We start from the raw sequence: 15,381 nt of genomic DNA, 5'->3' as shown, positions 1-15,381 counted from the left end.
CGCATCTACAACCATGCGCTGGGGAATGCTCCACCGCTGCGACTGGCTGAACTAACCCCTGCATGCCCTTGTCACCACGCCCAATCGTTAAAGCTCACTCGATAATGAACGGAAAAGTCATTGCGGTTCACGTTAATGCCTCACACACATTTTCCAAACAATCCGTTTGGCAGATCATGTTGCTGAAAGGGCTGGGTGTTGAAGGCGATGCTCACTGTGGCGCCACGGTTAAACACCGCTCTCGTGTCGCTCGAGATCCCACGCAACCCAATCTACGCCAGGTGCACCTCATCCACGGTGAATTATTCGACGAGCTATCGGAAAAGGCGTATAGCGTCCGACCTGGTGATCTCGGCGAAAACATCACGACGCACGGGCTTGATCTTCTCTCGTTGCCCGTGGGTACTGAATTACATATCGGCGAGCATTCGGTCGTCACGCTCACTGGCCTGAGAAACCCGTGCGCGCAAATAGATCATTTCCAGGCTGGGCTCATGAAAGCCGTTCTTGGTCGCTCGCCGGAAGGAAAGCTCTTGCGAAAGGCCGGCGTGATGGCTGTTGTGACCACAGCGGGACCGGTAACCTCGGGCGACGAAATCACCGTCAAGATGCCGCCACCGCCATACCGAGAACTTGAAATGGTGTAGCTCATTTCCCTTTCCATGCAACTCAGACTGAACGGGAAAAGCTATTTTTCGATAGGGTCGCTTTCTATTCAGCTGATTTTCTGGGACGGACGAATCAGCAGGGTTGCAAGCACCCCTAATACTGCTGCGGCGATCAGTGTATATATCGTGTAGCCCCAATGGTGACGCCGAGCTTGTTCAGCGTGTTGAGCACCAATTTGCCCTGCACATCCATGGTCGAAACCTGGTCGACCTTGCAATCGAGAAAATCGCCGGGCTTCACGGTAGCTTTGCCAGCCGCATGCGCCAGGATTTTCTCGGTAATGGTCATGCCCAGACGTTAACCTCGATTCGATGTTTTGAAAGACACGGAGGCCGCGCCACCGGAATGGGATGCCGTCAAAGCGGTTTGGGAATGGCGAGGTCATCGACCATTTTGGCGCGCTGTGTGCATGCCGCGACCAGAAACGACAGGTCGGTGCCGGTCGAGACATAGCGCGCGCCCATGCCGACAAAATCGGCGATCAGCTGCGGACGCGATGCGAGTCCGCCCACGCCGGCGAACTTGCCGTGCCTGTTGCATGCGGCGATGACACGCTCATAGGCGTCGCGCACATTCTTGTGCTCGTACTCGCCGGGGATCCCCATATCCGCGATCAGATCGTTGGTGCCAACGAGGATCAGGTCGACCCCGTCCACTGCGGCGATCGCGTCAACCTGATCGAGCGCGCTCACCGTTTCTATCTGCACCACGACCATGGTGGCGTCGTTCAAAGCGGCATTGGCCGCGGCAGTGGGGAAATTGCGGTACTGCAGATGGGGCAGTCCGGAGTTGGCCGAACGCTCGCCCAACGGCGCGAACTTGGCATATGACACCACCCGTCGTGCATCCTCAGCCGAGAGAATGTGCGGCGCGATGATGCCTTGCGCCCCGCCATCCAATACCCGCGAGATGTATTCCGGCGTTTTGGCCGGTACCCGAACGAGCGGCGCGATGCCGATTTCGAGAGCCGTCATGCACATTTGCGCGCATGCGTCCAGCGTGATGCTGCTGTGCTCCAGGTCGACATAGAACGAATCAAAGCCGGCGGTCTTCGCAATTCTGGCTATTTCGACGGTGCGTACCAACCGGACCATCATCGACGACGCGACACCTCCCCCGCGCATTTTCTCCTTCAAGTTGTTGCGCACGATTGCATTGAGTTCGTTTGACACAGCGCCTCCCGATAAGCGTCACACTCAGATAAGGTGAAAATACGAACCACAAAGATTCTCTAAATGTGGGAAACTTTATCAATCTTCGCGGGAGAGTGCAAGTCCGTGCAAGCCGTAGGACGCATTCATTGCACGCCCCAAATTCACTTGACGAGTTCGCGATGCCACCGGGCACCCTGTCTTGGCCCTGACGCCCTTCTTGGGCTGGCACGTGGTCGATACGCTGGCCATGATGTAGCGCGGCCTAAGCGAAAATGCCAGACGCCCGCAGGGGATGTGGCGCGAGTCGTTCATAATGAAGGTTTATCGGAACCTCCCATTCCCCGACTCTTCATTACCGACTGTATTCGCCCATGAGTGGCCTCGCCCGTCTTCTTTCCTTGCTGGATCTTTTCACACCCGACATGCCAGTGTGGCCATCGGATGCCTTGATTGAGCACATGGCCTGCCCTGCGTCGACGGGCTACCGGTATATCAAGGCGCTGCACGAGGCGGGTTTCCTGACCCGGGTGGCCAACGGCTCCTATGCGCTCGGCCCGCGCATCCTCGATCTGGATCGCACGCATCGCGTTTCGGATCCGATTTATGTCGCCGGCACGCCGGCGATTCGACGCCTCGCGCACAAGACCGGCTTTAGTACTTTGTTATGCGAATTGTTCGGCGATTCCGTGGTATGCGTTCAACGCCAGTTGAATAGCGAAAACCTTGAGAATTTGTTTGATCGCGGCCAGAGTCGGCCTCTGTTTACCGGTGCGGCCGCCAAAGCCATTTTGGCGTGGCTGCCAACGCATCAATTGAAAAGTCTGTTCGCCAAGCACCGCGAAGTCATTCAGCGGGCTGCCCTCGGAGACGATTGGGAGAGTTTTCGCAACACACTGCGGGACATCCGCGCAATGGGCTATGTGCGCACCGTGAGTGAGTTTCATACCGGGATCGCCGCGATCGGCGCGCCTCTTTTTAACCGACAGCGCGACGTGGTAGGCAGCCTCGTTCTGGCGGCGTCCACGCTAGACCTTGATGAGCCCGCGTTTGCCGCCTTGGCGCCCGAGGTCGTCGCTGCCAGCCAGACTGTTACCCGGGCCCTGGCGGAGCCGCATATCAGCGATGTGTTGGCGGCACGCGCGCTATGAACGAATGGCTGTGGCGCAGCAGCGTGAAGTAAAAAATATACGCTCTCCGGCTGGCTACGCAGGCGTGCCCGCTCAAGCGCAAATCACTGCACGCCGCAGCGCAGGTCGCCGCCCCGCAAAGCTTCCGCGGGAAGGCATCCGTGGCAAATCATCCTGACCCTGCTTGAGCGGAAATGGTCATCCGGCAGATATCGGCCCAAGGCTCCGTCCGGGAAGGTTAGTCGCATGGCATAGCGCTTGCGGGTGTCTCCGTGTCGTGCAACGGAGAGCATCATGTCCTCAATGTCTACTTCCCACGCCATATGGACTCGCAGCTGACCTCTGGCACGTCCGGCCAGATCGTGATGGGAGAAAGTGATGAGCCCGCACTCAGAACAGACGCCAGTCAATGACGAGGCCCCGAAGTCGCCGTCGTCACGGAGCCTTCGGGGTCTGGACGGGCTAAATTTTCTGATGGCTGACGTGCGGGATGGACTTGGCCCGTTCCTGTCCGTGTACCTCAAAGGCACGCAACATTGGGGGGCGGGCAACATCGGCCTTGTCATGGCCGCGAGCGGCATCGCAGCGGCCATCTGCCAGATTCCGGCAGGCCTGCTTGTCGATGCAGTTCGTGTCAAGCGGCTGCTGGTTGCGACTTCCGGCTTGCTGGTGGGCACCGCATGCCTTCTGATTGCGTTTTTCCCCAAGCTGCCGGCCGTCCTTGCAGCGCAAATTACCCTCGGCGCCGCCTCCGCGATCATTCCCCCTTGCCTTGCGGCACTGAGCCTTGGCGTTGTGGGCCATCGTTTGCTGCCCGCCCGGATCAGCCGCAATGAAGGGTTTAATCATGCAGGCAACTTTGCGGCCGCGGTTCTGGCGGGCGGCTTGGGGCAGTATGTGGGGGTCATCTGGCTGTTCTATCTGATATGTGGATTCGCGGTCGCGAGCGCGCTCGTGGTTCTGCTTATCAAGCCGAAGGAGATCGACCACGCGCTCGCTCGGGGCGCGGAAAGCGCCTCGAACACCGAGGATCACCGCAGACCTATTGCGTTCAAGGAACTGTGGAAAAGGCGGGATCTCAAGGTGTTCATCATCTCGGTCATTCTCTTTCACTTCGGCAATGCCGCGATGTTGCCGCTCGCGGGCCAGGTCATCGCAAAGCTTCATCCCGGAATGGATGTCATCGCACTCAGCGCATGCATCATCGCCGCACAACTCGTGATGGTCGCCGTCGCCGCCACGGTCGGCCACGCAATGCGCAAAGGTATCGGACGAAAGAAGATCTTCCTGGTTGCGATGGCCGTGCTGCCCGTGCGAGGGGTTCTGTTTTCGGTGACCAGCAGCCCCTATGCTGTGGTCGCCATTCAACTGCTTGACGGAGTGGCCGCCGGCATCTTCGGCGTAATGGCTGTAGTGATCGCATCTGACCTGATGCGCGGCACCGGCCGTTTCAACCTTGCACAGGGACTCGTGGCGCTGGCTGTCGGCATTGGCGCGGCGATGAGTAACGTAACAGGGGGATATGTTGTCGAGAAGTTCGGCTTTACGACAGGATTTCTGACATTGGCCGCTATCAGTGCGCTCGCACTCGTATTCTTCGCGGTGTGGATGCCAGAGACCAGACCGCACGAAGACAGTTCAGCGGCGCCTGGTGGGCGGCCGCGAGATTTGATTCCCTCCTCTCCCTGATTACATCGTGCGAGCGCATCGCTGTACCCGGGTCACACTTCAGTGACTATCCGCTCGATCGTGCGGATTTCGTACAACACGCCCTTCACGTGACGTGCGCGCCCTGCAAGGAACCCAAAGACGATAGCAGTGACCCCAACCGCGGCGAACATCCATCCCACGCTATCGAAATTTCCCGTCCATCCATGCAACACACCAACCAACAGCGGGCCCGCCGCTCCGACGCCATAGCCAACCCCCTGCACCATCCCCGAAAGTTCGGCGGCGATGTGTGCGTTTTTCGAGCGCAGCACAATCAGCGTCAACGCTACCGAGGTGAGCGCGCCCTGACCGAGCCCTTGCACAACCGCCCAGAACCACAGCGTTGAAAGTGGAGCAAACAGACAGCCAAGGAAGCCACTGACAGCCAGTACAACCACGACGGCATTGAGCACACGCTGGTTTGGAAGCTTCGCTGCCATAGCAGGCGCTACCAGGCACGCCAATGTCTGCAGGATCACCGAGACCGACACCACCAGACCTGCGTGGTCGGCCGGCACACCGCGATCGCGCAGGATCGGAGCCAGCCATCCAAAGACGGTGAATGACAGCATCGACTGAAGCACCATGAAGATCGTGACCTGCCATGCAAGTGGGCACTTCCACAGGCCACGCGACACGATCCGCCCTTGATGACTGACCACTTGCGGCGAGCTCAAATGAGGACGCCAGCAGAGTGCTGCGACGAGAGCCGGTAATGCCCAGAAGGCGAGCGCGGGCGCCCATGCACCGTGGAACCGCCGCTCGAGTGGCACGGTCAATCCGGCCGCCATGGCGGCACCCGCGCATAACGCCATCGTGTACAGTCCCGCCATCAGACCAGTACGTTCGGCGAAGTCCCGTTTGATCAGGCCGGGCAGCAGCACGTTAATGACCGCGATCGAGGCGCCAGCGAGGATCGTGCCCGCGAACAGCGCGACGATCGGACCGGTCACCCTCAACGCGGTACCAACCGCAAGCAGCAGCATCAGCCAGAAAATGATCCGTTCGGCGCCAAACCGGCGTGCGAGCGCAGGACTGGCCGGCGCAAAGATGCCAAGGCACAGGACCGGCAAGGTCGTGAGCGCGCTCGCCATCGCGGGCGCAAGGCCATTCGCGCGGGCCACTTCAGGCAGCAACGAACCGAGGCTCGAAAACAGCGGACGGAGATTGAGCGCGACCAGCACAAGACTGGCTCCAAGCAATACCTTCCCGCGAACACGGGTGAGTGCTTCAGCCTTGGGCGGCGGCACGGAATCAACCTGCGCGTCGATCAACTGCTCGTCTGCAAGCGTCATGTCCACGGCAGGCTGCAATTCTCTGGAGCCGGTGTGCTTCTGACCGGAAAGCAATGACGAATCGGAAATTTCCAGGCTCATGAGCGGGACACCTCGGGCAGCGCGACAAGGATGAAATCCATGAAATCGCGGACTGCCTTTTCCGCTATATCGGGAGAGCGCGACTCGATGGCGTCGATCAACGAGCGATGCGCCTCGTAATCGGGCTCAGGAATGTCGACTTCAAGAGTCGATGCGATGGTTTCATTCACCGCGATCGATAGGAATTCGTAAGTTTCAAGAAGTGCGGGATTGTGCGCCGCCTTTAAGATAGCCAGGTGGAACAGATAGTCGTCGGCAACAAATCTCGCCTTGTCACTATCGACGCCAAGCCAGTGACTGCGCTTCTTAAGCAATGAGCGCAATTGCTTGAGATCGCGCACCGTTGCCCGCACCGCCGCCAGGCGCATGGCCTCCACTTCAAGTGCGCGGCGTACCTCGAACTGACTCCGCAGGCCCATACGCCGCAGCCGCTTTACTTCAGCTGAACGCTCCGTGGCGGATGCCACGAAGGTACCCGCCCCCTGTCGCACGTCCAGTAATCCCTCGACGACAAGGCTTCGCACAGCCGCACGCACTGTGCCACGACTGACCTGAAGGAGTATTGCCAGTTCAGGTTCAATTGGCAGCTTGTCGCCTATCTTCCAGACACCGCTACGGATACGCTCACGCAGGATGTCGGCGGCCGAATCGACGAGTGATATGCGCGCAGCAGGCCTGGTCAAATCGCTAACTGGAGACATGACATTCATGTATTGATCGATTCATTGAATGAATTGTAACCGGATCCGTGACGACATTCACGGGATAACCGCTTGACTAACGGAAATTTAACTTCCGATTTCGTTAAGGCACTCTTGCGCAAACCAACGACAATCGTCTGCAGACAAACCAATCTAAATGCGCGAAGGACGTCATCGAAAGGTACAGGGCGCCCGCTCAACACAATCACGCCGACGAGATCGAGTCGGACTGCGTCAAAGCGACGCGAGTGGTCGAAAAAAACCCCATACGTTGCCCACAATCGCGATGTTTCATCTAGCTGTCAGTTCGCGGCCATCTTGGCGCCACTCTAGCTTTGTATGATCAACATAGCGAGTGCCGACAGCAAACGGCATCCGCATTCCATCGATCCATGGTTCAGCGGAGAATCAGATTCATGAGCAAAGAGTCTCAACAGCCGGACGCTAGCGAAGACAGTCCCGCGTCTGCGCTTGAACGTCCAACACGTCGATCGTTCCTGGGCCGCGTGGGTGCTGCCGGGGTAGCAATCGGCGCCGGGCAACTTCACTCAGTTGCATTCGCGGACTCGGACGACACCAGCCAGAAAGCACCGGTAACGACGAACGCATCCGCGGACGGTGCCAATGTGCAGGTCCGATTGAATGTCAACGGTACGAACTACAACTTGAATATCGATCCGCGCACCACCCTGCTTGACTGCGTGCGCGAACATCTGCATCTGACCGGCACCAAGAAGGGTTGCGATCACGGTCAGTGCGGTGCGTGTACGGTTCATGTCGATGGCAGGCGCGTGAACTCGTGCCTGAGTCTTGCCGCCACCCATGAGGGCGAAGCGATCACAACCATTGAAGGCATCGGCAAACCCGGCGCGCTCCATCCGATGCAGGCAGCCTTCGTCGAACATGACGGCTTCCAGTGCGGGTACTGCACGTCAGGGCAGATCATGTCCGCCGTCGCGCTTCTCAAAGAGCCCTACGGTCACAACGACGACGATGTCAAGGAAGCCATGAGCGGGAATATCTGCCGCTGTGGTGCCTATTCGAACATCGTGTCCGCGATCCAGCAAGTTCGTCGTAAAGTCTAAACGGAGCGCACGCATGCAACCCTTTCAGCTAAAACGCGTCGCCAATGTTGGCCAGGCGATCGGACTGGCACAGACTGCCGCTAGCAGCCAACCAGATGGCGCGTCGACCCGCTTCCTCGCGGGAGGGACGACGCTGCTCGATCTCATGAAGCTTGACGTCGAGCGTCCCACTCAGGTGATCGACATTCATCGCCTGCCGCTCGATCAGGTCGAGGCAATCGACGGCGGTGGCGTCACAATAGGCGCAACGGTCCGCAATGCCGACCTCGCGAATCACCCGTTGATCAAGATGCACTACCCGGTCCTGTCGCAAGCGTTGCTATCCGGCGCATCGGCCCAACTGCGCAATATGGCGACGACCGGGGGCAATCTCTTGCAGCGTACGCGCTGTGTCTACTTCCGCGACACGGTCATGCCATGCAACAAACGCGAACCTGGCACCGGCTGTTCCGCGATTGACGGGTACAACCGAAACCTGGCCATCCTGGGAACTAGCGAGCACTGCATCGCGACCAACCCGTCGGACATGAGCGTCGCGATGACCGCACTCGAGGCCACGATTCACGTCGAAAGCGCGCAGGGCAAGCGGGGCATCGCCATTGACGACTTCTTCCTGTTGCCCGGGAACACGCCCGAACGCGAAACCACGCTCAACCCCGGCGAGCTCATTACCCACGTGACGCTTCCCGCTGCGGTGCCCGGCAATCGCAGCGTCTATCTCAAGTTACGCGACCGCGCGTCGTATGAATTCGCATTGGCCTCCGCAGCGGTCGTCATGAGGGTCTCATCGGGCAAGATCGATCACATCCGGATCGCACTGGGCGGCGTCGGCGTCAGGCCGTGGCGCTCAAAAGAGGCAGAAGCCCAATTGCTCGGACGGACCCCAGACGCCACGGCTTTCGGTGCGGCGGCCGAAGCAGCGCTGCAGTCGGCGCACGTACAGAGCCAAAACGGCTTTAAGGTCGAACTCGCAAAGCGCTGCATCCAGCACGCACTCACACTTGCCACACAAACTGCCTGATGAGCGGTCGTGACGCGGAGAGAATATGCAATTAGCTAGCAATAAAACGCAACCGATAATTGGCGGCGACTTTACTCGAATTGACGGACCGCTTAAAGTCAGTGGCACGGCAACCTATACGTCGGATGTCAACTTGCCCGGGACGCTTTACGCCGTTCCCGTTTGCGCGACGATCGCCAAGGGGCGCATCACCCATCTGGACACCGCCGCGGCCACGGGCATGCCGGGGGTCCGGGCCGTCTTCACACGCGAGAACATCGGCAAGTTCTATCGCGTCGGTTTTGCTCCCGACATGAAGATCGACGAAAAGCGCCCGCCGTTCGACGATGACAACATCTACTACTATGGCCAATACATCGGCCTGGTGGTAGCCGATACGTTCGAACAGGCAACCGCAGCGTCGCGAGCGGTGAAGGTGGCGTATTCGTCGAGCCGACCCGATGTCCGCATCGAAATGTCGGCAGAGCAGACACCGAGCGTCGACACGCAGCGAGGCGACGTGGATACCGCGTTCGCGGCTGCCCCCGCTGGGCAGAAGCTGGACCAGACCTACACGACGCCAATCGAAACGCACAACCCTATCGAATTGCATGCGACGGTGGCCGTGTTCGATGGTACGAGCTACACCTTCTACGAAACGTCCCAGTCGATCGTCAACCAGCGCCTGGTCATGGCGCAGATGCTCGGCGTGTCGCAGGACCAGGTGCGCGTGATCATGAAATACCTGGGGTCCGGATTTGGCGGCAAGCTGTTTCCGTGGTCACACTCTTTGCTCGCTGCCGCTGCGGCCCGCAATCTGATGCGACCGGTCAAGCTGGTGGTGACCCGTGCGATGATGTTCCACAACGTTGGTCACCGTACCAACACGCAACAACGCATGCGCCTGTCGGCGACGCCCGAGGGACGTTTGACATCGCTTCAGCAAGACTACGTCTACCAGACCTCACGCAAGGAAATGCGTAAGGAGAACTGTGGCGAGACAACGGGCTATCTGTACAGCTCACCTAACCTGCGCGCGACTGCGGCCTATGCACGCCGCGATATCGCACCCAGTACGTCGATGCGAGGCCCTGGCGCCGTTCCCGGTCTGTTCGCCATTGAGTCCGCTGTCGACGAACTCGCCATCAAGCTCAATATCGATCCTGTGCGCTTGCGTCTGATCAACGAGCCCGCCATTGACGAAGGTTTGAACGTGCCGTTCTCTTCGCGGCATCTCAAGGAGTGCCTCACACTCGGCGCCGAGAAATTCGGCTGGGCGCAGCGCACGGCGGCCGTCGGCTCCATGCGTCGCGACGGCATGGTGGTGGGCTGGGGCGTTGCAGCGGGGTCGTGGGCCGCGAGGCGCCTCGCAACAGAAATCATCGTCGAGCTTCACGCCGATGCGACTGCGCGCGTGTCAACAGCTTGCCAGGATATCGGCACGGGAACCTACACGGTGCTGGCTCAGATGGTGGCCAATGTGACGGGCATCCCGCTCGAGCGGGTTTCCGTGGTGCTCGGTGACACGCGTTTGCCACCCGGACCGATGTCCGGCGGCTCAATGGCGACCGCATCGCTGGTTCCCGCCGCGACGCAGGCGGCGCAAGCAGCGGTTCAACAACTTCTGGTCGCCGCGGCCCAGGCGGACAATTCGCCGTTCAAGGGCCAGCCGACCACTGAGCTCGCGTTCGACCGCGGCATGGTCTATCGCAAAGGGACCTCGCCGGGCGCGGGCGTACCGTTCGAGCGGATCCTCGCACCGGCACAGATCAATATGGTGGCCGGAAGGGGCCGGTCCGGTGCAAGCGCCGACGATCCCGACGCAGCCAAAGTGTCGATCCACTCGTACTGCGCGCATTTCATCGAGGTGACCTGGCAGCCGCAGACAGCACGATTGCGAGTCAACCGCGTAGTGAGCCTGATTGACGGCGGTAAGATCATCAACGCACGCACGGCCCTGAACCAGATCGAAGGGGCGGTAGTGATGGGCGTCGGCATGGCGCTGTTTGAACAAACGCACTACGACCAACGCACGGGGGCCCCGATCAACCGCAACCTCGCCGACTATGTCATGACCACGCATGCGGATGCGCCGAAGATCGACGTGACTTTCCTCGACTATCCGGACCTTGCGTTAAATTCGCTCGGTGCGCGCGGCGTCGGCGAAATTGGTATGGCGGGGATTGCCCCTGCCATTACCAATGCCGTGTATCACGCAACAGGCGTACGGGTGCGCAATCTTCCGGTTCGGATCGAGGACCTGCTAGCCACTCAGGCCGCCGTGTAACCGGGACGCCCAACAACCTGGACCGTCGTTCAACCTGCACAGCCGGCGTACGCGTAAGTGACCGCCTTCGCCGGCTATATGCGCATTTTCGTTCGTCAGAACCGGTGACGAATGCCGACCGTAGCGCTCAGTTGCTTATCCGTCGAAGAGCTCGAGCCAACGCTCTTGATCTGCGCAATGCGCTCGTATTTGCCCCCTACAAGCGTCGACGCGTCACCCGCCGCCTGCTGATACTCCATTGCCACATAAAGATCGGTGCGCTTACTCAGGAAGTAGTCAGCACTGAGTGTCACCTGATGCCACTTCGGCTTCAGATCGGCACCGCCCGTACCAGGCAACCCCGTCGCACTACCGCTCGTAAAGGTGTAGTCAGCCAGCAATGTCAATGGCGCGGTCAGCTGATACCGGAGCGTTGCAGTGTAGTTATTCAGCTTTCGCGCCGCGCCGTCGTTATAGTCGAGCCAGACCCGCGTAAAACCCAAATCGGCGGTAGCCTTTCCATATTGATAGCTGGCTCCCGCAGCACCGATGCGTTGCCGTGCCACGCCACCGTCGATACCGTAAAAGAAGTTGCTGCTGTACTCGTCGCCCGAAGAGGGTGATGCTCCCCCGACAGCGCCGCTCGTATTGCTGGTGGCGTTCGGATGATTGAACTCAAGATATCCGACGCCGGCCGAAAACGCGTTGCGCGTGTAATTTCCCGCGACGCTCCAGGCGCGGTTATTGCCGAAGCCTTGTGAGGACGGCCCCGCAGCCTGATTGCTAAAGCCATAGAGTCCGTTGAAGGTAAAGCCGGCGTAATTATTCGACTGAAACTTGACGGAGTTGTTGATGCGAATCGTTTGATTCATGTTGTCGTTGTCGCCGATATGCATCGCCGGCGAAAAGAAACAGGCTGCAAAGTAGTTGCAGAGCTCGTCGCTGATCGGACTGTATTGTCGGCCAAACGTGAAGGTACCGATGCTATCGCTGGAGAGACCAACGAACGCCTGCCGACCGAAGAGGCGATTTCCCTGCCCGGCCAAACCATTCGTTCCTGTAAAGCCGTTTTCCAGGGTGAATATCGCGCGCATCCCTCCGCCAAGATCTTCGGATCCGCGCAAGCCAAATCGGCTACCACTGGTTTTACCTGAGGTCTCCTGGAATGCAGCGCCCCCGTTCACGTTGTTTGTATAACTGAGCGACGTGTCCACTAATCCATATAGCGTCACCGAGCTTTGCGAAAATGCAGGAATACTAATTACGGACATTGCACATGCTGCTACTACAACCTTCTTCATTTCCAGCTCCTGTCGAATGAAACGTGTTGATGATTTTCTATTTAGACGAAGCTCGAATATCGCCTTTATTAACGAGCTTCCGCTTCGCCGGCGTTCAGGATCGGCAACTGTGCGCACACGATCATCGGGCGCGCCGTGGCCAAACAGCCTTGCGAAAGTATTCCGTTACCGCCCAGCACCTGTATGCCCCGAGAGTCCAGCCCGGGCGCATTTTCTGGGCGGCCGACGCAGCGCGATACGCGAGGATTCAATGGTCCGCAGACTGCATGATCCCGCGAAGGATTTCTGTTAAGCAGCCAGGAAGACTGCTTTCGAATCCAACAGCGTCGAGCACCTCCAGCAAGCGTGCTGCCAACTTGAGAATAACGGGCAGATCCGCTACCAGGTCAATCCGGCGCGGCCCCGCATTCGCAAGGGTTAGCAGCACTTGAATGCACCGCCGGCTTCTGGACTGCCGAGCGGATGAGGCGAATAAAATCCAGGCTCTTTTGTTATCGGTCTGATCGTTCCACGCGCCATGTCAACGCGACAAGGAATACCCCGACTCCCGAGCAGAGGAGAAAGAGAAACGCGCTAGTAAAGGACCCGTGCGAATGCCCGACGAGCAACCCGATTGTCGCGGGTGCGACAGCGGCCGCGCATTGTCCGCCGAAATTGATGACGCCAGCGGCTGTGCCGACCATTTCGTCGGGCAGATGCTTGAGCGGTATAGCGTAGATGGTCCCGTACACCATGGTGTAGCCAACCATGCTCAGCGTCCAGAAAATGAGAAGCACGGTGAGCGAATCGCTCATCGTCATCAAGCCTAGAAATAGCACGATGCAGAAACCGCCAGTCGCCATGAACAGTCGTTCCCGACCGTGACCGACCTTATCCAGCAGCCAACCCACGATGTTCAGTGAAATAAATGCCACGACATACGGGATAGCGGAAGCAACGCCGACATGGATGATGTCGATATTTTTCGTCTTCACCAGGAACGTCGGCATCCAGGACATCAGCCCAATCAACACGATGTTACTGAAGAAAAAGATCATCGTCGTTTTACGCATGATCGACATGCGTGCCAGCGAGCGAAACTTGGGAGCACTCTTTTCGCCGGGTTTGGCGGCCGAGCGAGGCCGTACGTCTTTGATCGCATACCAGAGAATCAGCGCCATCACCAGACCAACCAGTCCGAGCACATGGTAGGCAAAGCGCCATCCGTGGGCGTTGATCAGGGCTGCAATGGAACCCGTCCCCGCAGCTCCGCCGATGAAGATCGCGCCAATGACCAGGGACTTCGCCCGCGCTCTCTCCTGCTTTGGAAATACCTCGGCGATCGTCACCGTGCTTGCCGGGGAAAATCCACCCTCGCCAAGTCCGAAGAGAAAGCGGATGACGAGCAACGCGCCAAGGGAACTTACCATACCTGTCAAACCCGTGAAAATTGACCATGTCGCCACGCAGCCAATCAGCACCCCTTTCGATCCGAATCTATCCGAGAGCCACCCCGCCACCAGTTGCACCAAAGCGTAGCTGACATAGAATGCACTGAGCACATACCCCGCCGATTTCGAATCCAGACCGAACTCCTTTGAGATCGGAATGATCGCGATCGTCATCGCAATGCGGTCCGCGTTCGCCAATATCCACGAGAAAAGCAGGCTCGCGAGGATGAAGATTTTGCGCGAGGGTGAGTACCCGGTTCTCATTTGTCCGTGGCTGGACTCAACCTCGCCGGTCGAGGGAATTGAGGCTGTTGGAAATACACGAGTATTTTTCATGTCAGTGTCGAAGAGTCATAAGAACAGCGCCGGTCTGGCCGTTAACTGTGGGTGACGGGCCCACTGCCTTCAGCGGTGGTTATCGACCGGATGTCGAGGGGCAACGCGGGCACTTGTGGTGCACAACTTAAAACGGTTGAGCGATGACTTGACCGAGCGCAGCATTCGTCCGCCCTGCGCGCCCGGGCATCGCCTCAATATCAGCTCCTTCGTGTCTGGCTAAGCCGTCAATAAAGCGCAGTAGCGCTCCACATCGACGTTGCCGCCACTGACGAGTACGCCGACACGCTTCCCTTGCAACTTCGACCGCATATCGCGCAGAGCGGCGAAACCAAGGCAGCCAGTTGGCTCGACCACCATCTTCATGCGAGTTGCAAAAAAGCGCATGCACGCGATCAATTGCGCGTCCGTTGCCGTGTGTATGCTTTCGACGTGGCGGCGGATAATCTCGAACGTGTAGGCCCCGAGGTGCTGAGTCTGAGCGCCATCGGCAATGGTTTTGGGGGTGTCGATATGCACAATGGAACCGGCCTCGAGCGATTGCTGCCCGTCGTTGCCAGCCTCTGGCTCAACACCGTAGACCTTGCAATTCGGAGCCAGGGCAGCCGCGGAGAGCGCAGAGCCTGCCAGCAAACCGCCGCCGCCAAGAGGCACGAACAAGGCGTCGAGATCGCCCACCTCCTCGAACAACTCCATTGCTGCGGTTCCTTGACCGGCGATCACGTCTGGATGATCGTACGATGGGATCAGCGTCAGCCCATGCTCTTCGGCGAGTGCCCGCCCGATCGCTTCCCGGTCTTCCGTGTATCTGTCGTACAAGATCACCTTGCCGCCATAAGCTTCCGTCGCGGCAAGCTTTGCGGCTGGGGCATCGTGCGGCATGACGAGCGTGGCGGGAATGCCCAGCACGAAACTCGATAGCGCGATGGCTTGCGCATGGTTGCCGGATGAAAAAGCGACCACCCCATTGCGTCGTTGGCGCTCGTCCAGCTTCGACAGCGCGTTGAAGGCGCCTCGGAATTTGAAGGCACCCGTGCGTTGAAGACATTCGCACTTGAAGAAGACCTTCGCGCCTATTTCTTCGTCTACGATGCGCGAGGTCACAACTGCGGTCCTGTGCACTCGCCCCTTGATGCGCTCGGCGGCCGCAGCGACATCTGTATAAGTGGGAAGCTGAAACATAGTATTCCTATTCATACGCTTTATAGCTTAACAACACACTTGGG

At 58.9% G+C, this 15,381-nt stretch carries 13 protein-coding genes; 6 read left to right on the top strand and 7 right to left on the bottom strand.

Annotated elements, in window-relative coordinates; genetic code table 11:
• The first annotated feature begins 104 nt into the window (after window positions 1–104).
• On the top strand, window positions 105–647 hold the full coding sequence (locus P0D84_RS47790) for an MOSC domain-containing protein (protein ID WP_408351331.1): 543 nt from the start codon (window positions 105–107) through the stop codon (window positions 645–647).
• 133 nt (window positions 648–780) lie between these two features.
• Here P0D84_RS47790 and P0D84_RS47785 read toward each other — a convergent pair whose 3' ends face one another.
• Window positions 781–957, bottom strand: a complete 177-nt coding sequence (locus tag P0D84_RS47785) for a hypothetical protein (protein ID WP_408351328.1) — start codon at window positions 955–957, stop codon at window positions 781–783.
• Between the two features lie 68 nt (window positions 958–1,025).
• Window positions 1,026–1,841 (bottom strand): HpcH/HpaI aldolase family protein, encoded by an 816-nt coding sequence (locus P0D84_RS47780; protein ID WP_408351325.1) that lies wholly within the window; start codon window positions 1,839–1,841, stop codon window positions 1,026–1,028.
• Window positions 1,842–2,194: 353 nt separating this feature from the next.
• Here P0D84_RS47780 and P0D84_RS47775 point away from each other — a divergent pair, with 353 nt between their 5' ends.
• Together P0D84_RS47775 and P0D84_RS47770 are read left to right on the top strand one after the other, a co-directional pair.
• Window positions 2,195–2,971: an IclR family transcriptional regulator gene (locus tag P0D84_RS47775; protein ID WP_408351322.1), complete on the top strand. Its 777-nt coding sequence runs from the start codon at window positions 2,195–2,197 to the stop codon at window positions 2,969–2,971.
• Between the two features lie 357 nt (window positions 2,972–3,328).
• Window positions 3,329–4,639, top strand: coding sequence for an MFS transporter (locus tag P0D84_RS47770; protein WP_408351319.1), 1,311 nt, complete (start codon window positions 3,329–3,331; stop codon window positions 4,637–4,639).
• Window positions 4,640–4,671: 32 nt separating this feature from the next.
• Here the strand turns inward: P0D84_RS47770 and P0D84_RS47765 are convergent, their stop codons facing one another.
• Window positions 4,672–6,036: a CynX/NimT family MFS transporter gene (locus P0D84_RS47765; protein WP_408351315.1), complete on the bottom strand. Its 1,365-nt coding sequence runs from the start codon at window positions 6,034–6,036 to the stop codon at window positions 4,672–4,674.
• Window positions 6,033–6,746, bottom strand: coding sequence for a FadR/GntR family transcriptional regulator (locus P0D84_RS47760; protein WP_408351312.1), 714 nt, complete (start codon window positions 6,744–6,746; stop codon window positions 6,033–6,035). The genes P0D84_RS47765 and P0D84_RS47760 overlap by 4 nt, the downstream gene beginning before the upstream one ends.
• 407 nt (window positions 6,747–7,153) lie before the next feature.
• On the opposite strand from P0D84_RS47760, the gene P0D84_RS47755 reads away from it, so the two are divergent.
• From P0D84_RS47755 to P0D84_RS47745, 3 genes are read left to right on the top strand one after another with little or no spacing between them, the layout of a single operon-like run.
• On the top strand, window positions 7,154–7,822 hold the full coding sequence (locus P0D84_RS47755; protein WP_408351309.1) for a (2Fe-2S)-binding protein: 669 nt from the start codon (window positions 7,154–7,156) through the stop codon (window positions 7,820–7,822).
• A gap of 13 nt (window positions 7,823–7,835) precedes the next feature.
• Window positions 7,836–8,843, top strand: a complete 1,008-nt coding sequence (locus tag P0D84_RS47750; RefSeq protein ID WP_408351306.1) for an FAD binding domain-containing protein — start codon at window positions 7,836–7,838, stop codon at window positions 8,841–8,843.
• A 25-nt stretch (window positions 8,844–8,868) separates the two neighbouring features.
• Complete coding sequence (locus tag P0D84_RS47745) at window positions 8,869–11,109, top strand: xanthine dehydrogenase family protein molybdopterin-binding subunit (RefSeq protein ID WP_408351303.1); 2,241 nt, start codon at window positions 8,869–8,871, stop codon at window positions 11,107–11,109.
• 95 nt (window positions 11,110–11,204) lie between these two features.
• Here P0D84_RS47745 and P0D84_RS47740 read toward each other — a convergent pair whose 3' ends face one another.
• The 3 genes from P0D84_RS47740 to P0D84_RS47730 all read right to left on the bottom strand — a co-directional run bounded on the left by P0D84_RS47740 (window position 11,205) and on the right by P0D84_RS47730 (window position 15,337).
• Window positions 11,205–12,389: a porin gene (locus P0D84_RS47740; protein WP_408351300.1), complete on the bottom strand. Its 1,185-nt coding sequence runs from the start codon at window positions 12,387–12,389 to the stop codon at window positions 11,205–11,207.
• Between the two features lie 491 nt (window positions 12,390–12,880).
• Window positions 12,881–14,155 (bottom strand): MFS transporter, encoded by a 1,275-nt coding sequence (locus tag P0D84_RS47735; RefSeq protein ID WP_408351297.1) that lies wholly within the window; start codon window positions 14,153–14,155, stop codon window positions 12,881–12,883.
• 219 nt (window positions 14,156–14,374) lie between these two features.
• Window positions 14,375–15,337, bottom strand: coding sequence for a threo-3-hydroxy-L-aspartate ammonia-lyase (locus tag P0D84_RS47730; protein ID WP_408351294.1), 963 nt, complete (start codon window positions 15,335–15,337; stop codon window positions 14,375–14,377).
• Window positions 15,338–15,381 lie beyond the last annotated feature (44 nt).

The organism is Paraburkholderia sp. RL17-337-BIB-A, from assembly GCF_046025895.1.
Lineage (GTDB): Bacteria > Pseudomonadota > Gammaproteobacteria > Burkholderiales > Burkholderiaceae > Paraburkholderia > Paraburkholderia fungorum_C.
Note: the sequence above shows the minus strand (reverse complement) of the source record. Positions and strands in the feature narration are given on the sequence as shown.